At 52.5% G+C, this 24752-nt stretch carries 14 protein-coding genes and 1 pseudogene; 7 read left to right on the top strand and 8 right to left on the bottom strand.

Annotated features, from left to right (window positions below; translation table 11 throughout):
• Window positions 1-377: 377 nt before the first annotated feature.
• Window positions 378-1409 carry a LacI family DNA-binding transcriptional regulator gene (locus tag F0P93_RS10530; RefSeq protein WP_150876302.1) on the top strand — a complete coding sequence of 344 codons (1032 nt, stop codon included), beginning with the start codon at window positions 378-380 and terminating at the stop codon, window positions 1407-1409.
• Window positions 1410-1413: 4 nt separating this feature from the next.
• Here F0P93_RS10530 and F0P93_RS10525 read toward each other — a convergent pair whose 3' ends face one another.
• The 8 genes and pseudogenes from F0P93_RS10525 to F0P93_RS10485 all read right to left on the bottom strand — a co-directional run bounded on the left by F0P93_RS10525 (window position 1414) and on the right by F0P93_RS10485 (window position 14381).
• A complete protein-coding gene (locus F0P93_RS10525) occupies window positions 1414-5967 on the bottom strand; it encodes an RICIN domain-containing protein (protein ID WP_150876301.1) in 4554 nt (1517 codons plus the stop codon).
• An 11-nt stretch (window positions 5968-5978) separates the two neighbouring features.
• On the bottom strand, window positions 5979-6482 hold the full coding sequence (locus F0P93_RS10520; protein ID WP_150876300.1) for a hypothetical protein: 504 nt from the start codon (window positions 6480-6482) through the stop codon (window positions 5979-5981).
• An 11-nt stretch (window positions 6483-6493) separates the two neighbouring features.
• On the bottom strand, window positions 6494-7336 hold the full coding sequence (locus F0P93_RS10515; protein WP_150876299.1) for an SdrD B-like domain-containing protein: 843 nt from the start codon (window positions 7334-7336) through the stop codon (window positions 6494-6496).
• Between the two features lie 69 nt (window positions 7337-7405).
• A complete protein-coding gene (locus F0P93_RS10510; RefSeq protein WP_150876298.1) occupies window positions 7406-8911 on the bottom strand; it encodes a hypothetical protein in 1506 nt (501 codons plus the stop codon).
• A gap of 197 nt (window positions 8912-9108) precedes the next feature.
• Window positions 9109-9417 carry a colicin immunity domain-containing protein gene (locus F0P93_RS10505; protein ID WP_150876297.1) on the bottom strand — a complete coding sequence of 103 codons (309 nt, stop codon included), beginning with the start codon at window positions 9415-9417 and terminating at the stop codon, window positions 9109-9111.
• Window positions 9418-9873: 456 nt separating this feature from the next.
• A pseudogene (locus F0P93_RS31720) lies at window positions 9874-10731 on the bottom strand (RHS repeat domain-containing protein); the annotation flags it as partial.
• Between the two features lie 219 nt (window positions 10732-10950).
• Window positions 10951-11205 (bottom strand): DUF7660 family protein, encoded by a 255-nt coding sequence (locus F0P93_RS10490; RefSeq protein WP_150876296.1) that lies wholly within the window; start codon window positions 11203-11205, stop codon window positions 10951-10953.
• Window positions 11206-11228: 23 nt separating this feature from the next.
• On the bottom strand, window positions 11229-14381 hold the full coding sequence (locus tag F0P93_RS10485; RefSeq protein WP_150876295.1) for an RHS repeat domain-containing protein: 3153 nt from the start codon (window positions 14379-14381) through the stop codon (window positions 11229-11231).
• Between the two features lie 292 nt (window positions 14382-14673).
• Between F0P93_RS10485 and F0P93_RS10480 the strand changes: the two genes are divergently transcribed.
• From F0P93_RS10480 to F0P93_RS10455, 6 genes are all read left to right on the top strand, one after another.
• Entirely contained in the window at window positions 14674-15987 is a 1314-nt protein-coding gene (locus F0P93_RS10480; protein WP_191908772.1) for an alpha/beta hydrolase family protein, read from the top strand.
• Window positions 15988-16083: 96 nt separating this feature from the next.
• A complete protein-coding gene (locus F0P93_RS10475) occupies window positions 16084-18189 on the top strand; it encodes a right-handed parallel beta-helix repeat-containing protein (protein WP_150876294.1) in 2106 nt (701 codons plus the stop codon).
• Between the two features lie 13 nt (window positions 18190-18202).
• Window positions 18203-19471 (top strand): SGNH/GDSL hydrolase family protein, encoded by a 1269-nt coding sequence (locus tag F0P93_RS10470; protein WP_150876293.1) that lies wholly within the window; start codon window positions 18203-18205, stop codon window positions 19469-19471.
• A 173-nt stretch (window positions 19472-19644) separates the two neighbouring features.
• Complete coding sequence (locus tag F0P93_RS10465; RefSeq protein WP_150876292.1) at window positions 19645-21288, top strand: TldD/PmbA family protein; 1644 nt, start codon at window positions 19645-19647, stop codon at window positions 21286-21288.
• A gap of 113 nt (window positions 21289-21401) precedes the next feature.
• Window positions 21402-22763: a TldD/PmbA family protein gene (locus tag F0P93_RS10460; RefSeq protein ID WP_138989861.1), complete on the top strand. Its 1362-nt coding sequence runs from the start codon at window positions 21402-21404 to the stop codon at window positions 22761-22763.
• Window positions 22764-23081: 318 nt separating this feature from the next.
• Window positions 23082-24722 (top strand): TldD/PmbA family protein, encoded by a 1641-nt coding sequence (locus F0P93_RS10455; protein WP_150876291.1) that lies wholly within the window; start codon window positions 23082-23084, stop codon window positions 24720-24722.
• Window positions 24723-24752: the final 30 nt, after the last annotated feature.

Here is a 24752-nt window from a genome sequence, read left to right as displayed (position 1 = left end):
ATAGTTCAAATCGTCAATTCTTTTTCTGTCGATAACCCGACTACCGGGATTTCGACAGTCGGGACTGAATCAGCATTTTTTATTGAATTATTTCTGAATTTAACAGAAGTAAAAAGAGAACGGCAACCGAAAAGGAGTCAAGTTTTCAGGAGAATCAAAAAAAACGTTTCCGGTAACGTTGCCGGAAAGGAAAACTGGCGGGCCTGATTTCAAAAGTGTTGAGACGGGCAGGAAAGTCCGGATTGGTTCGGAATCCATAAAAAATCATATTGATGTATTGATTTCCCGGCGAGCGCGGTAGTAGAAAAACAGGAAGACGCGTCTTGTGTAACGTAGCGGAGATTTTATCTTTAGTATGTGAATCCGACCCTGTCCGTATGAGAAGTAAACAACCAACCATCTGGGATATTGCCATTAAATTAAATGTCTCGATATCAACCGTTTCCCGGGCGTTGCGGAATGCGCCGGATATCAACCCGGATACCAAAAAGGCGGTTCTGGATCTGGCCCACGAGCTGGATTACCAACCCAATACGATTGCGACCAGTTTGCGGAAAAACAAAACCGACATCATTGGCGTGCTGGTCCCGGAGTTTGTACATGCCTATTTTCCGAATGTGATTCTGGGGGTGCAGGAGGTCGCCAATGCGGCCGGTTATAAAGTCATGATCGGGCAGTCGAACGAGTCGCTGGAGATTGAAAAGCACAATTTGCAGGCCATGCTGTCGAGCCGGGTGGAGGGACTGATCATGGCAATTACTCGGGAAACGAATGAATACGAACACATTCAATCGGCCCAACGGAAGGGGTTGCCGGTCGTATTTTTTAACCGGATTGTGGATGAATTGCAAGGATCAAAGGTGCTGGTGGACGACTACCGGGGCGCGTTCCGGGCGGTCGAACACCTGATCCAGACGGGTTGCCGGCGGATTGCCCACCTCGCCGGCCCCGAAAACCTGACCATGAGCCGAAACCGCCTGAACGGCTACATCGACGCGCTGAAAGCCCACGCCTTTCCCATCGACGAAACGATCATTATGCCCTGCGATTTTGTGGAAGGGAAAGCCCGGTTTTGCACCCAGCAACTGTTGAACCGGCCCGACCGCCCCGATGCCCTGTTTGCCGTCAACGATCCGACGGCCATCGAAGCCCTGGTTTGCATTCAGGAGAACGGGTTGTCGATCCCGGATGAAATTTCGCTGGTTGGTTTTTCCAACGCGCCCCACAGTGCGTTTGTCACTCCGCCCCTCACGTCGGTTGTTCAGCCGACCAACGAAATCGGCCGCGTGGCCGCCCGGCTTCTGCTGCGGCAACTGGCGGAGGGACCTGATTTTGTTCCTGAAACCCAGACACTGGACACCACGCTGGTGATTCGCAAATCGACGCAGCCGGTTTTGAGGGCGGTTTGAGGATTTACCAGGGACAGGTTCGACTATCTAAAAACCACTTCATGGCTCCATAAATGAGTAAATCGGCGACCGGTTTCAGGGTGAAATCGCTCACAGCGGGAGCGGAAGGATTTCCTCCCCCCCAATTGTAGACACTCGACCAGGCGAAACTCCCGTTGTTACTGACAAAACCGTATTTTATTCCCGGATTGCCATCAGTAACCAACTGCTGCGTCCAATGCTGATGCGCCTGACCGGTATACGATTGAAGGACCAGCTCGGTATCCAGCGTTTGATTCCCGCCAGCCGCACCGATAACCAGGCCCGTGCCGGTCATGGTCGTGAGCTTAGTGGAAGAACCTACAGGGTCAAGTTTCCAAATTTGCCCGTTCTGGCTATCGTCCGGGTCCTGTATTTTCAGGGTGCCATTCGCGTTGGTTAACCGTTTCCCGTTGGCCACCAGGCGAATGGAGTAGCAGTTCGGAGAGGTAGGACACCCCACCGAGGTGAGCCTGAAAATTCGGTAGGTACCTGCATAGTCCGGATCGGAGGTGTTCTGAACACTTCCCCATAATTGAAGTTCCGGGTCGACGCCACGGCTTCTTAAATCCCAGGTATTTCCGGCGGACTGATGCACCCGGTACTGTCCGCTACCCGCTGCGGTTTGGGAAAAATTCCAGAATTGAAGGGTCGTATTGGTAAAAGCAGCCAAACGAATCAACTCACCGTTGCCCGCTGCGTTGACGGACGCCACCTGACCGCTCCCGTTTTGCGAGGTGAGTTTATACTGACCGTTTCCCTGTTGTTCGAATTTCCAGATTTGGTTGGCCTGTCCCACAACCTGCGTTTGCTGTTGAACGGTGTTGTCGCTCATCACCTGCATGGCTTTGCCGGAATAAACACTCGAAATGACAAAGCAACCGTTTCCGACGGCATCGCCCCCCGCGCAATTGGCGTTGGTTTGTACCGTTACCTGCCCGGCCGAACTGGTGCAGCCATTGAGCGTGCAAGTTGCTAAATACGTACCGCTGTTGTTGACCAGCAGCGTATTGCCGACGACTCCTGTTGACCAGGTGACGGTTCCGCCGGTGCAGCCACTGGCGGTTATGGTCGCTGTCTGCCCCGGACAAATAGACGAGGGGATGGCTGACAGGGATGGGATCGGCGCCGAACAGCCCGGGCAGGATACGGATAAAAGCTGGAAAAAACGGTACGGCTGGCTATAATGAAAATCGCCGGGATTGGTCATGCTGCCGTACAATTGAGCTTTAGGACCGGCTCCTGCGCCTTCGATGTCCCAGGTTGTACCCGCCGACAGACTGACCCGGTACTGCCGGGAGTTGGCTGCGGTTTCGTTAAAATTCCACAGTTGAAGGGTGGTGCCGGTATAGTTCCCAATCCGCAGAAACTCGCCCTGATTGGCCGAATTCGTTTGAAGGGCCTGCCCACTGCCATTCTGGGTCGTCAACTTAAAAGCCCCATTGGGTTGCTGATCGAATCGCCAGATCTGGTTGGTTTGCCCGCCGACCGGCGTCTGCTGCTGAACGGTATTGTCGTTCATCGTCTGTAATACTTTGCCGGACAAAGCATTGTAAATCAAGAAACAACCGCTTCCGACCGAACTGTTGACCGTTGAAAATGGAGCGAGTTTTTTGGGGTTTTGTTCGCCGTTCGCATAATTGTAGTCGAAGGTTTTGAGCAAGTTCAGGTCGTGGTCGCGAATGGCATCCAGTCGCCCGAAATGGTCGTATTCATACCGGGTTGCGAAGCCATTTGGATCGGTGGTTGTTTTTACTCCCAGGAGTGGAACATCATAGGCATAACGGGTCGTTAAACTGGCCGCGGTATTGTAATTGGATGTTTCGCTGGTGAAAACCGAAAAAGGGACAAGTCCAGGATTGTAGGCATTCCATTCCAGGCGTGTACGCAAACCATTCCGCAGCAGGTATTCCAGCGGATTGCCCCGGCTATCATAGGCCGTATAAGTCAACTCCAGCCCGTATCGGCTGTCTTTGTTCGCCGTGCTGTTCGTCAGCGATAGCGGGACGTAGCCGCTCAGCAGACAGCAGCGATCCATTACCTGAAGCCGATGTGTTTCTTTTGGCAGCGCATACCCCGGAACGAGGCTGTTTTCTTCAAATAGATTCAATTGCCCCCCGGTTAAATACGGATTTGGATCGGCTGAGTGGTTTTTGCGGTACGCATATTCTTCAATAACGACGTTCCGCTGCCCCCGATTCTGCAGGAGTTGGATGCCGCGTGTTGACCCCGAAGCGGGCGTTGGGAAACTGAGGTCAAACGGGTATCGCATCTGCCGCACGGTGATGCTGCCATCAGCGGCTGTGACTGTTTGCTGAGCGGGTTGGTAATCGGCGTTGTATACGGTTTCAGTACTGGTTGCGACGGCATTGCCATTGCCCGCAGGGTACTGGTAGTCCTCGGTTCGGAATAGCCGGATGTTTCCTTTGGGCCAGGGATAGTAGGTGGGCGGTGTGTATTGGTTGCGCAGGTAGTCGCAGGGAGGAGGGGTTCTGGGATTGGAATAGTAGGTGGCCCATTCGGTCGTGTAGGTCAAGTTTTTTAGAATCAGAACCCCGGCTTTTGGCAGTTCTGTTTTTATCGGGTTCATATACGTATTGACCTGCCGATGGAGCATTTGATTGGCCTGATTATAAACCGTTCTGGTGAGCAGTTGCCCCCGATCCCAATGATAACTGGCCACATAGATTCGCCCGGAATTTCCACCACCTACTCCAAACGTTACGTCACCACTGGTTCGGAAGGTGTAGACGGTTTTCCCGTTTTCATTCGAACCGTTGTAAGTGCCTTCATACTCGGCCACTTCCGGATACGTAACCGGACTGCCGTCGAACGGGCTGATGCTGGAGGTGGGATTGGAGCCGAATATGCGGGTTTGTTGCCGGCAGTCGGGGGGAAGCTGTTCGGAATACACATTGGACCAACTGCTTTTGTTCAGGGTCACGTTGAGGGTTCCGTACCCATTTTCGCCGGAGCCGTAGCGGTATGTTTTGACTTTAAGCGGGTCATTGGCCGATGCCTGGGTCTCGATTCGGTTCACCCGAAGTCCGCCCGCTAACTGGATGGCGTTCATGCCTGCGTCAAAATACCGGTTAGACTCGTAGAAAAAACGGGAATAGCCGCCTGTTGGGTAGGTTACTTTGTTCAGGATCCAGGCCTGCATGTGGGGCTCGCTGCACGAGCGATTGGCTCCGCCGACCGTGGTCGAACCCATATAGCCTGCGGTGCCGTACAGGTTGACGGTTTGGGCCGGTATAAGCGTGGTCGGGTTGTTGGCTCCGTTGAAATAGCCCCAGACATCCCGGCTGCGCGATTGGGTCCCCGGCAGGTTCTGGGTCATGTTGTATTCGAACAGATATTTACTGATAATCCCGTTATTGATATCCTGCATCAACACGGCGTTGAGTTTCAATGGGGCATTCAGATAACCGTAATTCTGAGGTTGGGTTGCTGGAAAGTACCCCTGCTGGAGGTCAATCCGTTTGATTCGCTGGAAGGTGTTGGAAGTGATGTTGAACCCATACACATCGATGTAATCCAACGCCTTTAGACCGGGTAGGTCGGCCCGATTGGCAGCTTCCGGCGAAAAAGCTAGTTTCCCGCCCGGAAAAACGATTTCCTGCAACTGACGGGTGGTATGATACGTACTGACCGCAGCAGAAGTGAAATTCTGATTGCCCAGAAAGGCAAAACTACAATCACCTGAAGTCTGATCCACAATGGTTTGCGTATCGACGATGTCGGTGGTACTGTTGTAACTGACCGATGTATAATAAAACTGAACCAGATCATCCGGTCGGTTTCCCTGGATTTTGCTGAGCTGCCAGGCACTGGTGTAGCTGAGTTGTCCGTTGCCATTGTTAAAAGCGACGGATTCGGTCTGGTCGAACGTATAGACGATGCCGTCTTCGTCGGTGACCGTAAAGCCTGTGATGCTACCCGTTTGGGCTTGTATGAGACTGATTTTAACCCGCTCGAAAGGCATGGTGGTGGCAACACTGCCCGTACCGTCCGGAATGAGCACAAATTTAAGGGTCCTTCCACCTGGAAAAGTCAGGTTAAAAACATCATACCCGGAATCGTAGACCCGGTTATTATATTGTTCAAAGAAATTGAATATGTTGTCGCAGGCCGTATTTCCACTCACATTGGGATCCAGGGCGGGATGAACGCCGGGCCAGTACAAAATCTCCGACTGTTCATCCGGCCGACCCGTCACGCTGCGTGAAATGACTCCACCGGTATTTAAAGCCCAGCCCAAGCCAACCCAACTCGCCTGATCCGTCACTTTATTCCCTCCGGCATGGTAATCGAAACTGACCGGAACCCGCACTTGGCCCGCCGAGATGTCGAAAACCGGAACGGTGATCGACGGTATTCCCGTATTCAAACTAACCGGATGTTCACCGAATCGGCCCAGCGATGCTACATTGGGCGATTGGGGCGACAACGAAGGCCGTAAAGTAGGAACCTGGCCTTGTGCTTTTGCTGCCTTGATCGAAGTAAACAGCAGCAATGCAACGAGTAGAAACCGTTTCATGGAAGGGAGGATTATCGGCGCACAAAATACGTACTGCCCTGGTAAAGCGTATTATTCAGAAAACCGTCCGTAAACACCAGCGTATCCTTGCGACAGTCATAACGAAACGTATCCCGAAAGTTGAAAGCGGCTTTGTAGGTTTCAATCTCATCCGCTTTTCCCTCCCAGTAGAAGCGAATGACTTCATTCGTTACTTCGTAATGAAAGGAGATGGACAGGTCACTTCGTTTGGTATTCCGGCAATCATAAAAACTGAGTTCCCCTTTGTCCTTGCCCTTAAACTGGAGGACCAGTTCTTCTTCCAGCCGATTCTTTTGATTGGATTTCCCCTTTTTTCCACTCTTTTCCTTATCGCAAAGCACGAAGTCGTTGCCCCATTTTCCCGAAAAACAATCTTTTGCCAACGGAGCGGAGATTACGGGTAAAGCACCGGAGTGGTATCGGCTCGTGCTGCCGACCAAAGCCAGAAAAATAACCAGCCCCATGTATTTGGCCTTCCTGAAAAGCAGTTCCATACCCATAAAAATTAGTGTTTCACTAAACGAACGGTTGTTATTTGATCGCCCTCCCTGACGGTTACGACGTAATGACCACTGGTCAGCCTGGTCAGGTTGAGGGTCTGTGTATACTGATGATCGGTTAAATTGCCGGCAGTCGTCATCAGGGGTTTGCCCTGTAGGTCAAACACGGTGAGCGTCAATGCACCGGTTTGCTGATACCCGCGATAGCGTACGGCCGTCTGAACACCTGCCGGATTGGGCGTGAGCCTTAACCGTTCCGGCTCGGCAGTCTGGCTGGCGGGCGCACAGGAACCACACTGAAGCCCGATGTCTAAGCCCGGCATTGACCTGCCCCCTGGTGGGGTTGTAAAACGAATCAGCGCCGTCTGATCGGCCAGAATGGCGTCATTGTCAATTTGGTCAGCCTGGCTGGTGGCTACCGCTTTGCGCCGGTCAGGTGCGGGCAAGCTCAAGCCCGAATGAGCCGTTTGTTGCAGGGGTACCCGGATTTCGTAGTCCGTCAGGGGCTGTATACCACCAGTTACCGATTGGTTATCAAAAGCATAATAACCCGCCTGATCGGTTTGGGTTTGTCCTGCCAATTTCCCTGCGTGATGGAGCGTTACTTGAATGGCTGGCAGCCCCGGCTCGTCGGCATCCTGTTGGCCATTGGCGTTGCGATCGTTCCAGACCCGGTTGCCGAGGGTCAGCGGAGGAGGGTCAGCGATGACTTCGATATCACCTACATTGTTGGTTTTCCAGAAATAACCGGCCCGCTCCCCGCCCGGAAATGCCGCCTGCCCCCGAACAAAACTTCCGGTCTGATTGGCAAACCAGCGAAAACCACCCGTCACATACTGACCCGGCACCGGTTCGCGGGCGGCTACGACCAGTTGCCCTTGCTCCGGCAGGATGGCAAGCCCTCCCGTAGCGGTTTCCTAGTGCCAAACGATGCCATCGGCCTGAAACTGATCGTCGTGGTAAAATTCACCCCCGGTGGGTCCCTGTCGGTTATTACGGCCAGCCGACAGTTGGTCACCCACACCGCCGTTTCGTTCGAGGTCGTAGCGGCCATTCCGAAAAGCGACCCGCAAAATATCTCCTCCTGACAAACCCCGGTAGGGCATCAAGGGCATGGACGAATTCGGCCGAAAGAGTTGTCCACCCCCGGCTTGGTGTCCGAGTCGATCCATCAGGCCGAGAATCATCGACCCGTCGGTGTCAAATTCAATGTCAGCCAGGATAGGCTGTGGATAGATGAGCCAGTCGGGAGCCGACGAAACCCTGGCTTGCCGGTAATCATCCGTCCAGGGTTGCCACCCGGATACGCCGTAGTCGAGCGTGCCCCGTGGATAAGTCAAGGCCGTACTAAAAACCTCGGTAAAAGCAGGTGTGTCGGCATTCGGATCGAATCGGTAGACAATGGCTCTCAGATCCGTAACGCGCTTCGAATGGCTGGCATCCTCAACAACGCCCACATAGACCCGGTCGTTGTATATTTTAACGGCAAAAGGCCGGGCGTCGCCCGATTGTCCCGCTGTCAGGGGCAGTGTAAATTTTTTTACATCCGCGGATTGGGGCAATGCGCCGTCAGCAGGCAGACGAATGGCATACAGGGCACGGTCGTAAAGGTTCATGACGAACAGCATCTGCCCGTCGTCGGTTACATCCAGGCCCCCTAAACTGCACTTGCCCACCAGGGAGAACATCAGCGAATCGTGGCTGACACTCGTAAGGCTACTGCCCAAATCGCGTTTCAGATTAGCCGGAGCCGTAGCGAAGCCCAATGCATCGAGATTGATGAAGGGCAAAACCGTTCCGTCGTCGGGCGACAGGCGGTAGATGCCCCCCGACCCTAATGGCCCGAAACCGGCGTGCCGTTTCGCCAGGGCTGCTGCATAGAGCCGTTGGGAAGTTCGGTCATACGCCAGCCCCCAAAGCGAACCCACTTGCCGGGGTGTGGCGATTCGTTTCAACGTGGATGGGTCGCCGGAGGCCGCGGTTATGACCACCGCCGTGAGCGAATCGGCACCCGCATCGCCGTAGTCGCCGTTCACATAAACCGTCTGAACCAGCCGTGGATTGGCCCCCAACTGGTTAGCAGGGTGCTGCACAACCAGATTGACCTCGGCGGGTGTTGTGGCAAACCGCACCAGGGGTGTGTGTGCCACCGGTTGCCAGCCTTTTTCCAGATTGCCAAATTCCAACCGGACGGGCTGTTGTGGAGGAACCACCAATTGGTACGTTCCATCGGCCCCCGTCGTCGTTTGGGCGATTAATCGCCCGTCTGCCCCGTAAGCCTTCACTGCCACCGGGCTTACCGGGCGTTCTGTGCCCTTGGTCCCGTTAAGAGCATTGGCGTCCTGCCAAACCCGCCCCGAAATCTGGGCGGATAGGGCCGACGAGTACAGGAGCAAAATCAGTGTTGATAGATAGTTCATCATGGTTCATCTGATTTCTATGTTGTTTTGTGGTGTTGCGGATAGTTGAAAAAAGCTTTTAAAGGATGTTGTATGGTCCTTGAATTTGTAAGTTGTATCATTTGCTTTTACAAGCAAATATGATTTGGCAATTATACTCATTCTATAAGTGGTTTCTCGGTGTACGTATTGACAAATGTTATAAGTGATATACTTGCTCTTTATTCTATCGAATCATTTCCCATTCGGCTTAATTTCTCCTTTGTTTCTTTTATTTTTTGCTTTAACTGGTCTATTGTATAAAACGCTTTAGGGTCTAATTCATGATCTTCTTCGTACTCCGAAAAACGGCTTGCTATCTTATCTAGCTCTGAAAAAACTTTTTGCTCCAATTTCGTTAAATCGTCATCCCTTATCTCTAAACTGTACGAATAGTAAAACTCATCACAAAAAACTCTTTCAGTGATTTTGCCTGATAAGTACTGGTCTATTAGCCAATATAGTCTTCGTTTATCTTTCTTTTCAAACATAGCTTATTTGATTGCTGGTGATGGGTCTAAAGTACGAGTGTAAGCCCCAAAAGAGGTAACATTAGAATATAAAACGACCCTCTAACAGGTTAAATTCATTGCCCAACTCGACCCCGAAGATAAAAATATGGTATTCCGTTTGATTGACTCGGTACTTACCAAACAAAAATTCAAAAACTTCTTCCAACAAAATTTAGCTGTCGCTCAATAAAATAACTCCTAATCATGGGGGTTATTTTATGAATTCAAGACGAACATGTTTAACCGAACAAATTATGTTATCTCTTTCAGGCAGGACTTCATAATTATCAAGTTCATTACCAATAAGTAAATGCATATGGTCTTGGGTTTGTTTAAGACTTTGAAGATATAATATCAAATCTTCTACACCCTTTTCGTCAAACAAAATTTCTATCTGTTCGGGAACTTGCTTGTATGTTATAAATGATAGCATTATTAAAAGAAAAATTTGCGTTTGGGTTCTACATTTTTAGGCTTAGGATTTGGGTAATTTACATCTACATGAGGTGGTTCAACCTTTGCCCCTGTTTTGCCACTTAATCCAGTATCAACATTGTAAGAGTATTTACTCTTGGGATTTACATAGGACTTTGAGCCACTCACTGGGTCGGTATAGGCAGCCTTCAATTTACCCGATTGTACCTGTTTTTCAAACCCTTGTTGCACCTGTTCTAACGTTTTCCCTTTAAAAGGATTACCTAATGTTTCTTTTGCTGCTTTGACTGCCGAACTTGTTACTACGCCATTGGGTACGGTTTTAGCTAAGAGTCCTTTGGTTGTGCCACTGGTAGGCGATACAGCCGCTACGGCATTGAGACCGTCTAATAAGTGTCCACCTGCATCTTTCAAAAAGCCTTGCCGTGGTACTTGCTCAATCACAGTTTCGTACTTTTCGCCTACTCTCCTTTCTACCGCTTCCCACTTCATACCTTGGGCAGTAGGCGTAATACCCAACGCATCACCTGCATTATAGCCAAGGGTCATAATTGAGTTTTTTAGGCTCAACATAGCCGCCCCTATCATCATACCTATTTCGCCATTCTCTCCTGGGCAGTCTGGACACCTTCCATCGGGGTCGGTATATTTGATAGGATTGTTCCATCCGTAGGCATAGGGGGACTTATCTATTTGTGCTGGTTCATCCGCCAGCGGATCGACCACACTCCATCGCCCAATCGTCGGATCGTACATCCGGGCCCCATAATCCAGCCAGGGGGTTTGCAACTGCTGCTCCTTGCCGTTGTAGAGGTACTTATTGGTGTTGACATCGCCTTGCCGCAGCACCGCCAGACCAAAACCGTAGTACTCCGTTTGCTATAATTATGTTAGCTTGTTGCGTATATCAAAGAACAATTCGCCAGCCCCGAATCTCTACCGATTTTATAGTTTTATTCGAGTCTCAGAATTCAAAAAAACGTAGATGTCGAATTGGTCGTTTAAAGTCAGAAAAGTTGTAAACTACCGGATAAAATAATACACTTTAAAACGCCATTGATCGGCACCAACAGCATGTTACTCATATACCTTTGCGGCAATAAGTATGTTGGCAAAAACTCTCCAATTAACATCTTTAGGAACTGATATGTTCTTATTATAATAATAGCCGTCCATATCCTCAGTCCAACTTTGAAGGGCTTCGAGGTAGTTGAAAAGAGTCCTATTTCCCCATGTATCAGGATTGTTTTTTAAATCATTGATTAAAGCGGCAACAAAAGATATAAAATCCTCTTTAGTATCTATTAATTCAACCAATTCTTCTAAGTTCATGTCTTAAATTATTTAATTTAGAGTTATTTAATTATTATATTGTCTCCATCACCCAACTTAAGTTTCACGGAGGTGCCACCATTTTTTGTTGTCATTTTCCACATTTGGTTCTGAACTTGTGCTGGAGAGGCCCACTGAACTGGGGCTTTTTCCAAGCCCGAGAGCCTAAATGCTCCTAAACGTCGATGGTCAAGTGTCCAGATCTTTCCATTGGCGTCTTTCCACACATTCATTTTTAATACATTGGGGTTTAAGGCTCCTGTTTTCTGTGCTTCAGCATTACCCAAAACAGTAAATTCCCCTGTAACGTTTTTTATACTACTTTGCATAAAATGGATTTCTTTTGGACTTAGAACAAGAATGTCATCCGCTCCTGCCCTAAGAAAAGATTTTAACCACTTAACCCCTTTTCCTAACAGATTGATTCCTTTGCCAATCGGCAATAATGCGGCTTCTAGGTCAAACGAAGGGGCAATTCCATCAACGGCTCCAAATGCCTGGAAGCGTTCGCCAATCGAAGCTTTCTTCCAGGCAGCCTGCTCATTAACCGTCAGGTCTGAAAACTTAGACTTATTTTCACTGCCCTTTCCTGTCCTGGGTCCATCCTCCTTATTGGCTCCATCCCTGGCATCCTGATAAGTCCCACTGAACTCCATCGACCCCGTCGAATACTTGCTGTTCTGCGTACTGTACCCATCAGAATACTCAAACATCCCATCCGGATCCGTTACCCCGATCGGATTATTGAAGCCATATCGGTACGGCGTTAAACTCGGCTCCACATCCGCCAGCGGATCGACCACACTCCACCGCCCAATCGTGGGATCATACATCCGGGCCCCGTAATCCAGCCAGGGCGTTTGCAACTGCTGCTCCTTGCCGTTATAGAGGTACTTGTTGGTGTTGACATCGCCTTGCCGCAGCACCGCCAGACCAAAACCGTAGTACTCCGTTTGCTGGACCACCGCCCCGTTGTCACTCGCGACCTGCCGCACGTTGCCCAAGTGGTCGCGGTAGTAATACTGCACGGAATAGACGCCTGAATTGCTGCGGACCAGTTGCCCTTCTTCCAGCCCAATCCGCAGCAGCGTTCCGTTGGCATTGTACTCAAAATCGCCCTCGTAGGTGGTGGCCACCCCGCCCGGCCCCGTCATGCGCCGTTTCCGGCCCAGGGCGTCGTAATCGTATTGCACATAATTGGCGCCGACATTCACCTGCCGGGGCAGGTTCAGCACGTTGTAGCTAATGGCATTCATGGCCCGGTTGGCATCGCTGGTCAGGTTGCCATTGGCATCGTACACGAGCTCGTTGTCGTAATCGGTCGCGTTGGCAAACCCCTTTTCGGCCAGCGCGTTGTTGCCCCCGTCGCCAATGCGGTGGACCTGATTGCCGGTGTAAAAGTAATTCAATTGATCGATCAACTGACCGTTCCAGGTACGGTTCAGCGTTTTTATATTGCCGTTGCGGTCGTAGGCGATGTTGTTTTCGTCGAAACCGCCCAGACTCCCGCTGCCGCTGGTGGCCGTCAGCCGGTTGGCCAGATCGTAGGTGAAGCTCCGCGAACCGCTGTACTGGCCATTGGTACTGACACTCATCGACTGGACGTTGCCGTTGGGCTGGTACTGTAACGTGTGGCTAAAACCGGGTCCTTTGGTACTTTGCTGCTCGCAGAGCCAGCCCCGGGCGGTGTACTTGTAGAGCTGACCCAGGTTGCCCGCGTTCCATTCCTCACTGGCCAGCAGCCCCACCTGGTTGTAGATCTGGCGGCTGTGTTCGTAGCTCTTTACCGGGACGCCGTTTTCGTAAACCGTATGCTGCACCTGGGTCAATCGGTCGGCCTGGTCGTAACTAAAGGTCTTGTCGATGCGGTAGGTGATGCTGCCGGTATACTGCGTCGTTCGCTCCAGCACCCGCTTGCCCGCAAAATCATACTGGTACGAAATGCGTTCATAGGCCGAACCCGACAGGCCGAATAATTGCCGGTTTTGTTGAATGAGCCGGTTGCGGTTATCGTAATAAAAAACGGTTTGGTACCAGTTGTCGTAGCCGCCACTGGCATTCAGGAGCCGCACCGATTGGCCCGTCATCAGCCCCTTGCGCGATTCGGATTGGGGATTACTGACAAAGTGATCGGCCGCAGTCAGCCCCAATTCATTGACAAATCCCCCGTTGGCAAAGAGACTAAACCCATAATTGTCGTAATAGGTGTACTGAATCGGGATGTTGTTGTTAACCAGCACCTGGGTAGGGCGATTCAACTCATCGTACTGGTGGGTAAAAATTATGCCCCGGGCATCGGTCACACTGCTGAGTCGGTCGCGGGTGTCATACAGCATGGTTTGCTCACCGGCTCCGGGCACTTTTTTACGGATCACCAGCCCCCGGTTGTTGTACTGGTACATGAAAGCAAACCGATCGAGGTTACCTTCCAACTGAAATTGTGGCTGCAACTCAAACCGGAGCTGGCCGGGCTCATCGTAGACGTAATAGGTATCCAGATTTTCCGTTGCCAGCACCACCCGCCGGAGCACCACCCGCTTTTCGGAGTCGTGAAACGTCTGTGTCGTCGTGTTGTTTTCGTCTTTGACCTCCGTCAGCGTCAGGGTGTTGGCTGCATAATAGCCGTTCACGCCCAGGTCCTGTAAATTGGGGCCGGATACCTGATAGCGAATCACGGAATTGACGGTGTTGGTCTGGTAAGTAGTCCGGACGCCGGTTGCTACACCGATGGCCCGCTGCTCGGTGGGACGGTTGAGGGGCGAGGACTCATACACCGACTGGTCGTAATAATTGGCCGTGGGTGAACAGACCTCCGCCGAGTTGTAATAGGTTCCGATCGGGTTGCCAACCCAGCCGCCGTTGTTGCCGGGAGCGGCTACGGGTGCGAACGTTTGCGAGGGGCGTCCGTAGGCATCGTGCACGGTGCGGGTCATCAGGTCCTGGCCAATGTTGCCGGCAAAAGCCGCAATTTGTTGGGTGGGTTGCCCCAGACCATCGAAATACGCCACCTGCGTCGCGACCTGATTGGGCGTACCGTTGTATGAAATACCGGTCGCTTCGGTGGCCGCCCGAACTTTATAGGTTCGGGTCAGGACATAGTTCTGATCGTTGGACTGCGCTGTTGTCCAATGCGATAAGGCAAGTAAGCCGCCAATGAGGTAAAGTTGACGCATCATATACGAGGCAACCGCTAGGTATCATCTGGCGCAAATATATTTTTATTATTTGTATATGCAAATACTTTCATTAAGTAACCATTCTTAGGATTTATGGTACAAAACCGGTATCGTCCTCAATTAGTAGGGCTAGTTAGCGTAATTAAGGTATCACTAATCCGGGTAGGGTCATCTTCCGTTCGTTAATCGTTAGTTGGACGAAATGACCCAGGTAGGCTGCAATTGGCTAAATTTACCGGGCGTTCTCACCATTCCTGTTCTGAGACGAATATCTTTGGCCGACGCACACGAAATGCCTACAGTCGCTATGAAATTCAGCCCAACCCGCAGAACGTTTATCAAGGCATCGGTCCTGACCGGTACCGTTCCCTTTTTGCCTCCCGGCATTGATTTTGACGCCGTTGGGGAAAGTCAAACCAATTCCCTATTACCCGAAATGGTACCGGAAACAAAGAGTATTATCGGCGCCTACGGTTCCTGGGCGGCCTTTCTTCAAGCGCAGCCTTCACTTTCTTTCCGAAATGCCCGGTGGAAGCCGGAGCAGTTGACCCGCTGGAAAAAGGAAGCCCTGGAAAAAACCCGCGAATTGGTGGCGGCTCCCCCGCAACCGGCCACGCCCGAGGTCCGCATCGACCGGACCTTCGAGTATGACGGTCTGACGATTGAAGAAATTAGCTGGCAGCTTCCCTACGGTCGGCCCACCAGGGCGGTTGTTCTGAAGCCCAAGGGAGCCAAAGAACCGTTGCCTGCCATTCTGGCCCTTCATGACCACGCCGGGAAGAAGTATTTCGGGTATCGAAAAATCGTCAAAACCGGGGATGATCAGCATCCGATGCTTACCGAGCACCAGCTTGAGGATTACAGCGGAAGGGCCTGGGCCAATGATATGGCCAGGCGAGGGTATGTAGTGCTGGTGCACGATGCATTTGCGTTTGGCAGCCGACGGGTGTTGTATGAGGATGTGGTCGATTTGAAATACGAAGGACTCGATACGAGGGGGAAGACCGATGCCGATCCGGAAAAAAAGGAACACATCGAAGCCTATAATAAATGGTCAGCCGAGCATGAACACGTCATGTCGAAGTCCCTGTTTTGTGCGGGTACCACCTGGCCGGGCGTTTTTCTAAGCGAAGATCAGGTTGCGCTGTCCATTTTGTGCGGCCGAAAAGACGTTGATCCTCAGCGGGTTGGTTGCGGTGGTTTGTCGGGCGGGGGACTGCGGACCGTATATCTGGCCGGTATGGATGCCCGGATCAAATGTTGCGTCTGCGTCGGGTTCATGACGACCTGGGACGACCTGACCCTGCATAAATCCTATACGCATACGTGGATGACCTATACGCCTTTGTTGCCCCGCTACCTTGATTTTCCGGAGATTCTGGGCCTGCGGGTGCCGCTTCCCACCATGATTCAATGCAACAACCAGGATGAGTTGTATACGTTCCCCGAAATGAAGACCGCCGATAAAATACTGGGTGAGGTTTTTAAAAAGGCGGGGGCCGCAGACCGCTATGCGGCCCGGTTTTACGATGGCGGACACAAGTTTGACAAAGACATGCAGACCGATGCCTTTAACTGGTTTGACCGGTGGCTGAAAAAAGCCTAGCAAGCCGGGTTGCCGAAACTACTTTTGGGTTTGCCGTTTACTCACTAGTAAAATGCGACTGCGACCCGCTTTTGAAGGGAGCCTATTTCCTAAACTATGCGCAAAACCGTTCCTCTTTTCCTGCTTTCCAGCTTTTTTCTGCTGGCGATTGAATCCGTTGCCCAAACGATCTACGTGGCTCCTTCGGGCAGCGACAAAAATCCCGGAACGATCCAGAAACCGCTGGCAACGCTCACAGGTGCCCGCAACCGCGCCCGGCTGCTGCGCCGGCAAAAACCGCCCACCAAGCCTCTCGAAATTGTGGTTCAAAAAGGGGAATACATTCTGAATGAACCCCTGACGCTGACCGCCGAAGATTCCGGCACCGAAACCGCTCCGCTGGTGATCAAAGGCGAAGCGGGCAGCACCCCGGTTTTTTACGGCGGTATGCGCCTGAACCGGTTTGAGAAAGTGTCGGACGACCTCTGGAAAACCGACGTGCCGGAAGTGCGCCGGTATGGCTGGTCGTTTGAGCAATTGTACGTCAACGGGCAGCGGGTCGTTCGCGCCCAAACGCCCAATACCGGTTTTTTTCAGCCGAAAGCCGTCACCGAAACCGTGCTGAGCAAAGGAACGGGGCTGTTTGCCGATTTTGCCGCGCAGAAAATCACGGTTTCGCCGGAGAGCCTGGACTGGCTGGCCCGGCTCCCGGAAGCCGAGTTGAATCAGGCGGTTTTGACGTTCTACCACCACTGGGACAACACCCGCAAACCGGTGCTGGCCGTTAGCAAGGCCGATACGGCCCTCTACATCGCGGGAGAAGGCATGAAGCCCTGGAATAAGATCACCAACCATTCCCTGTTTGTCATCGAAAACCTGAAAGCGGCCCTGGATGCCCCCGGCGAGTGGTTTCTTGAGAAAAACGGCACCCTGTATTACCGCCCCCGGCCCGGCGAAACCATCGACAAGCTCACGGTTTTCGCGCCGGTTAACGAGAAGTTCGTCGTTGTCAAAGGCGATGAAACTGGCGGAAAACGGGTGAAAAACATCCGGTTTGAAAACCTGTCGTTTCAGATGGCGGGCTACCGAATGCCACCGTTTGGCGTCGAACCGGAGCAGGCAGCCGCGCGCGTGGAAGCCACCATTCAACTCGATTTTGCCGACCGGATCAGCTTCATTGACTGCGAAGTGGCGCATACCGGCGGCAGTGGCATCTGGTTCCGGCGGGCCTGCGCCAACGGGCGGGTGGAGCGGTGTTACCTGCACGATCTGGGCGCGAGTGGTGTCAAAATCGGTGAAACCGTCATCCGGCCCGATTCGTCGGAACTGACCCACCACATTACGGTCGACAACAACATTCTGCGTTCGGGCGGCCACGTTTTTCCCTGCGCCGTGGCCCTGACGATTTTTCACGGTCGGGATAACGTGCTGTCCCACAACGAAGTGGCTGATTTCCGGTATTCCGGTGTGTCGGTCGGCTGGGTGTGGGGCTACGCTTTCAGTCCGTCCAAGCGAAACCGGGTCGAGTTCAACCACATTCACCACCTCGGCTGGGGCGTTCTGAGCGACATGGGCGGAGTCTATACGCTCGGTGTTTCGGAAGGAACCGTGGTGTCGAATAATGTGATCCACCACATTTACGCCTTCGATTACGGCGGCTGGGGGCTGTATACCGACGAGGGTTCGACGGATATTGTCATGGAAAACAACCTGGTGTATGCCTGCAAAAGCTCCGGTTTTCACCAGCATTACGGCAAGGACAACCTCATCCGCAACAACATTTTTGCCGACAACATCAAGGCGCAACTCCAGGCCACCCGCGTCGAACCGCACCGGTCGTTTTCGTTCACCAACAACATCGTTTATTACAACAGCGGCACTTTGCTGAGCAGCAACTGGGCCAAATTCAACCTGCTGGCCGACCAGAATTGTTACTGGGATGCCCGCTCGAAAGAGCCGGTTTTTGGCAAACAATCCGTGAAAGAATGGCAGGAGGGGGGGAAAGACCCGCATTCCATCGTGGCCGATCCGGGGTTTATCGACCCGAAAACGTTCGATTTTCGGTTAAAAAATACCGACGTGGTCAGCCGGATTGGCTTCAAACCGTTCGATTACAGCCAGGCGGGTGTTTACGGAACGATGGCCTGGCGCAACAAGGCCCGGCTGGATTCGGCGGTGGCGCAGGAATTCGACCAGATGGTTGCCCAACACGAACAGAACTAATCATTGATCCATCATGCGACATTTTTTGAGTACTCTTTTTTCGATTGTTATCCTCAGTTATTCCGGTTTTGCGCAGGCGCAGACCGATACCTTATCCGAAAGCCGGGAGTTTCTGGGCCGGGAAGGGTTGCCCAATTTTTTTCAGAAGGTGCAGAAAGGTGGCCCGGTTTCCATCGCCTATTTTGGTGGCAGCATTACCGAAGCTGGCAATGGCTGGCGGGAGCAATCACTGAGCTGGTTGCAGCAGCACTACCCGAAAGCCAACCTGACGCACATCAACGCGGCCATTGGCGGAACCGGCTCCGACCTGGGCGTTTTCCGGCTGAAAGAGCATGTGCTGGTACATAAACCGGATCTGGTATTCGTCGAATTTGCGGTCAACGATGGCGGTCAGCAACCGGCCAAAATCCACAAAGCGATGGAAGGCATTGTCCGGCAAATCTGGCGGCAAAACCGGCGCACCGACATCTGTTTCGTCTACACCCTGAATGCCCCGATGGCCCCAGCTTTGCTGGCACACCGGATGCCGAACTCCGTCCGGGCGATGGAAGACATTGCGAATCATTACGGGATTCCGTCGGTGCATATGGGGCTGGAAGTGATTCGGTTAGACCGTCAGGGAAAGCTGGTTTGGGGCGGTAAAAAAGAAGATTTTCCCGATAAGACGGTTTTTGCCCCCGACAAAACGCACCCCTATTCGGATACCGGTCACCGGCTGTACGTGGAAGCGTTGAGCAAGGCGTTGCAACAGATCACCACGGTGGGCAAACCCGGTTCCCATGCCATCCCGAAACCGTTTGTGTCCGACAACTGGGAAAACGCGCAAATGATTTCGGTGCAATCGCTGACCCGACAGGGCGACTGGAAAGAGCTGACCCCGACGACCGATACTGTGGCCCGCCAGCTCCGCAACCGGTTTCCCTACCTCCTGAAATCGAACCAGCCAGGGGCGTCGATTCAGTTCAAAATCAAAGGCACGATGGCGGGGATTTACGATGTCATCGGCCCCGGTTGCGGGCAATATGCCGTGACGGTCGATGGCACACCCGGTGCGCTGTATCCCCGTTTCGACAGTTATGCCACCTATTACCGCTCGCATTATTTCTTTTTGCCGACCCTGAACGAAGGCACGCACACCATTACGCTGACGGTTTCGCCGGAACCGCTCGACAAAGCCGCCATTCTCAAAACCCGCAACCAGACCATCACCGATCCGCGCAAGTATGCCGAAAATGCCGTCTATGCGGGTCAGCTTTTGATCATCGGCAAGCTGGAAAAGTAGAAAATAGTGACCATTAAAAAGAGACAGTCTTTTGTCCTTTTGGCTATTTTTGACCATTTTCGTGCTCTGTTTTCGCACCATTGAGCAGCCGCATCTCTATTTCCTCTGAAAAGTACGTGTCAAATCACGAGTCTGTTCTGATTTTTCGTATTCCATAACTCCATCAACAATCCATGAGAAGAAGGGATTTTATCCAACTTTCCGGTTTGGGAATGAGCGCTCTGGTGGGCAGTTCTGTTCCTGTGCTGGGCAATACGGTTTCGTTGCATCAACTGCTTGAACCCCGCGCCGATACCGCCCAGAAGAAAAAGCTGGCCGACGTGGCCCTGAATGCGGCCAAAAGCAAAGGCGCAACCTACGCCGATGTTCGAATCGGGCGGTATTTGCAGCAATTTGTGTTCACCCGCGAAATGAAGGTGCAAAACATCACCAATGCCGAATCCTACGGCGTTGGCATTCGGGTGATTGCCAACGGAACCTGGGGGTTTTCGGCCACGAGTGACGTTCGGCCCGAAGCCATTGCCAAATGCGCCGAAACCGCCGTTGCCATTGCCAAAGCCAACGCCCGCATCCAGAAAGAACCCGTCGATCTGGCTCCGCAGAAAGGCGTGGGCGAAGTGGCCTGGAAAACACCCTTGAAAAAAAACGCCTTCGAAATACCGGTTCAGGAGAAGATCGATCTGTTGATGAAAGTGAACGGCGAAGCGATGAAAAATGGAGCCGGTTTCGTTACGTCCAACCTGTTTTTTATCAACGAACAAAAATATTTTGCCTCCACGGATGGCTCCTACATCGACCAGGACATTCACCGGATCTGGCCGACGTTTACCGTGACCGCCGTTGACCGTCAGGCCGGTAAGTTCAAAACCCGGGATGCGCTCAGCTCGCCGATGGGCATGGGCTACGAGTATCTGGACGGTCTGGCGGGCGATAAAATTCCCGGCCCGAACGGCCTGATCAGTTACCGCAACTCCTACGACATGGTTGAAGATGCGACGGTGGCGGCCAAACAGGCGAAAGAGAAATTATCGGCCAAGTCGATTCAACCCGGCAAGTATGACCTTGTGCTGGACCCTAATCACCTCGGCCTGACCATCCACGAATCGGTCGGACACGCGACGGAACTCGACCGGGTGTTGGGCTACGAAGCCAATTACGCCGGAACCAGCTTTGCAACGCTCGACAAGTGGAAATCCAAAAACTTCAATTACGGCAGCAAACTGGTTAATATTGTGGCCGACAAAACCCAGCCGCTGACGCTCGGGACGGTGGCCTACGACGACGAAGGGGTTCCGGGCAAAGAATGGGACCTCATCAAAGACGGTATTCTGGTGAATTACCAGGCAACCCGCGATCAGGTGAAAATTCTGGGCGGCACCGAATCGAACGGTTGCAGTTACGCCGACAACTGGGATTCGATCCAGTTTCAGCGTATGCCGAATGTCTCGCTGAAACCCAGTACTGAAAAACGCTCCGTGTCCGACATGATCAAAGGCGTCGATAAAGGCATTTATATCCTGGGACGTGGTTCGTATTCCATTGACCAGCAACGATATAACTTTCAGTTTGGCGGTCAGGTGTATTACGAGATCAAAAATGGTCAGATTGTCGGCATGCTGGATGATGTCGCCTACCAGTCGAACACCCAGGAGTTCTGGAATTCGTGTGCGCAGCTTTGCGACAAAGACGATTACCGGACATTCGGTTCGTTTTTCGACGGAAAAGGCCAGCCTTCGCAAATCAGCGCCGTTTCCCACGGCTGCCCCACGACCCGCTTCAACGGCGTAAACGTCATCAATACCGGTCGGAAGATATAAGAGTCGGTTTACGGTATTCGGTTTACGGTGGCTGACGCAAGTGTTGGAAGCGCGCGTCAGCCACTGTAAACCGTAAACCGAATACCGTAAACCCAAAACCAACAAACTGAGTCATGGCTATCCTAACGAAAGACGAAGCAAAAAAAATAGTGGATAAGGTTTTGGGGTATTCCAAAGCCGATGAAATGAGCGTTACGCTGAATGGCAACCGAACCGGCAACATTCGCTACGCCCGGAATAACGTGTCGACGAGTGGCGAAACCGATAACATGTCGCTGGCGGTAACGGCGGTTTTTGGGAAAAAAGTCGGCTCGGCCACCATCAACGAATTTGACGACGCGTCTCTGGAAAAAACCGTCCGGAGAGCCGAAGAAACCGCCCGGCTGGCACCCGAAAATCCGGAATACGTGCCGATGCTCGGACCGCAGAAATACATCGAAACCGGTGCTTATGCGGAAAGTACGGCTAAAATCAATCCGGAATTCCGCGCTCAGGCGGCTTTCGACAGCATTGATCCGTGCAGCAAAAAGAACCTGACTGCCGCCGGATACATGGAAGACAGTGCCGGTTTTACGGCCATTGCCAACAGCAAAGGATTGTTTGGGTACAACCCGGTTACGTCCGTCGAGTTTTCGGTGACCACCCGAACCGCCGACGGCACCGGTTCCGGCTACGCATCCCGCGATTATAACGACGTATCCAAACTAAGCACCAAAGAGGCCACGGAAGTGGCCATGAACAAGGCCCTGGCGTCCACGAATGCCAAAGCCCTGGAACCGGGAAAATATACGGTTATTCTGGAACCTACCGCAGCCGGTGATCTCATCGGCCTGATGATGAACAGCCTGGATGCCCGGAATGCCGAAGAAGGCCGGAGTTTTCTGAGCCGGAAAGGGGGCGGCACCCGATTGGGTGAGAAATTCTTCGACGAGCGGATTACGATTTATTCCGATCCGGCCAATGCTGAAATTCCCGGTTCACCATTCGCCGGTGGGGGCGGGGGCGGAGGAGGTGGCCGCTTTGGGGGCGGTGGCGTCGACGGTCGTCCGCAGGAGAAAACACTCTGGGTCGAAAACGGAATCATCAAAAATATGAGCTATTCGCAGTTCTGGGCCCAGAAAAGCGGGGTGAAAGGCACTCCGCCCGCCCGGGGTTTCATCATGCAGGGCGGCAATCAGTCGCTGCTCGATTTGATCAAAAGCACCCAGAAAGGCATACTGGTAACCCGGTTCTGGTACATCCGCGCCGTCGATCCGCAAACGCTGCTCTACACCGGTTTGACCCGCGACGGGACATTTCTAATCGAAAACGGGCAGATCAAATACCCCGTTAAAAACTTCCGGTTCAACGAAAGTCCGGTCATTATGCTGAACAACGTCGAGGCCCTGGGCAAACCCGTTCGCTCCGGTGGCGTCTTGATTCCGCCGATGAAAATCCGGGATTTTACGTTCAGTTCGCTGTCGGACGCGGTGTAATCAGGAGCGTCCCGTTCCCCCGTTGCGATCAGCCCCCCAGCCCCCTGAAGGGGGAGTTTTCTCGCGCTCCAAACTCCCGCTTTAGGGGGCTGGGGGGCTGATCGCAACGGGCAACGGGGCTAACCAGCCAAATATCCTTCAAACTGGGGGATGGTTTTATCGACACATCTTTCGCATTTTTAATACGTCCCATCAATCCATAATTCCTGGGATTATAAGCAGAAAGACTGGTATTTATTACTTTTTCGGGCCAAAAGCCACGGAAACGAGACCAGATTTCGTTAAAATTAGACCGTATCACTTTATCACCAACAAACATTGAACCGTCGAGATTTTCTTCAATTGACCGGCCTGAGTGCCGGGGCTTTCCTCTTGCCTGATAGCACGGTTTTCGGTCGCTCGGTTGCGCCGGAAGCGCTGCTGGAACCCGGCGTGGATGTGGCCGTTAAAAAACGACTGGCCGATGCTGCGCTGAATGCGGCCAAAGCCAAAGGGGCCAGCTACACCGATGTTCGGATTGGCCGGTATTTACGGCAGTTTGTCATTACGCGCGAAGACAAGGTGCAGAACATTGTCAACACCGAATCCTACGGGGTGGGCGTACGCGTGATTGTCGACGGCTGCTGGGGATTTGCGTCGGTGGTGGAAGCCAAAAGCGAAGCCCAAACCGCCAAAGCCGCCGAAGAAGCCGTGGCCATTGCCAAAGCCAACGCCCGGTTGATGAAACAGCCCGTCCAACTGGCTCCGCAAAAAGGCTTTGGGGAAGTAAGCTGGAAAGCACCCATCAAGAAAAATGCGTTCGAAGTTCCCATCAAGGAAAAGGTGGATTTACTGTTGACGGTCAACGACGCGGCTCTGAAAAATGGTGCCAATTACGTCAACTCGGTGTTGTTCATGGTCAACGAGCAGAAGTATTTTGCGTCGTCGGACGGTTCCTACATCGATCAGGATATCCACCGCCTGTGGCCTACGTTTACCGTGACGGCGATTGATCCGAAGAGTGGCAAGTTTGAGACCCGCAGCGAACTGAGTGCGCCGATGGGCATGGGGTATGATTACCTGCAAGCCAATCCGAGTGATAAAATAACCGGTATTACGACCCGCTACAACAAAGGGTACGACATGCTGGAAGACGTGACGTCGGCGGCCAAACACGCGAAGCAGAAGCTGACGGCCAAGTCGGTCGAAGCCGGGAAATACGACCTCGTACTCGATCCTTCGCACCTCTGGCTGACCATCCACGAGTCGGTGGGTCATCCGTTGGAACTGGATCGCGTATTAGGCTACGAAGCCAATTTTGCCGGAACGTCCTTTGCGACGCTCGACAAGTGGAAATCCAAAAACTTCAACTACGGCAGCAAGCAGGTGAACCTTTTTGCCGACAAAACGCAGGTCGGTTCGCTGGGTGCCGTGGGCTGGGATGACGAGGGAGTTGCCTGCAAAAAGTGGGATCTGGTGAAAGATGGTACGCTGGTCAATTATCAGGCCATTCGGGATCAGGTTCACATCATCGGCGAAAACGAATCGCAGGGTTGCTGCTACGCTGACAACTGGAGTTCGGTGCAGTTTCAGCGGATGGCGAACGTATCGCTGGCGGCTGGCAAAACGCCCCTGTCGGTGGAACAGATGATCAAGGATGTCAAAAAAGGCATTTACATCATCGGCGACGGCTCATTCTCCATCGACCAGCAGCGGTATAACTTCCAGTTTGGCGGGCAGTTGTTCTACGAAATCAAGGACGGACAGATTGCGGGCATGCTGAAAGATGTGGCCTATCAGTCGAATACGCAGGAATTCTGGAACTCCTGTGTTCAGATTTGCGACGAGAAAGACTACCGGCTGGGCGGCTCGTTCTTCGATGGCAAAGGCCAGCCGATGCAGGTCAGCGCCGTCTCCCACGGCAGCTCTACCACCCGTTTCAACGGCGTCAATGTGATCAATACAGCGAGAAAAATCTAGTTTACAGTTTACGGTTTTTGGTTTACGGTT

Origin of the sequence: Larkinella humicola (genome assembly GCF_008727875.1) — a bacterium.
GTDB classification, from domain to species: domain Bacteria; phylum Bacteroidota; class Bacteroidia; order Cytophagales; family Spirosomataceae; genus Larkinella; species Larkinella humicola.
This window is presented reverse-complemented; position numbering and strand designations above follow the sequence as displayed.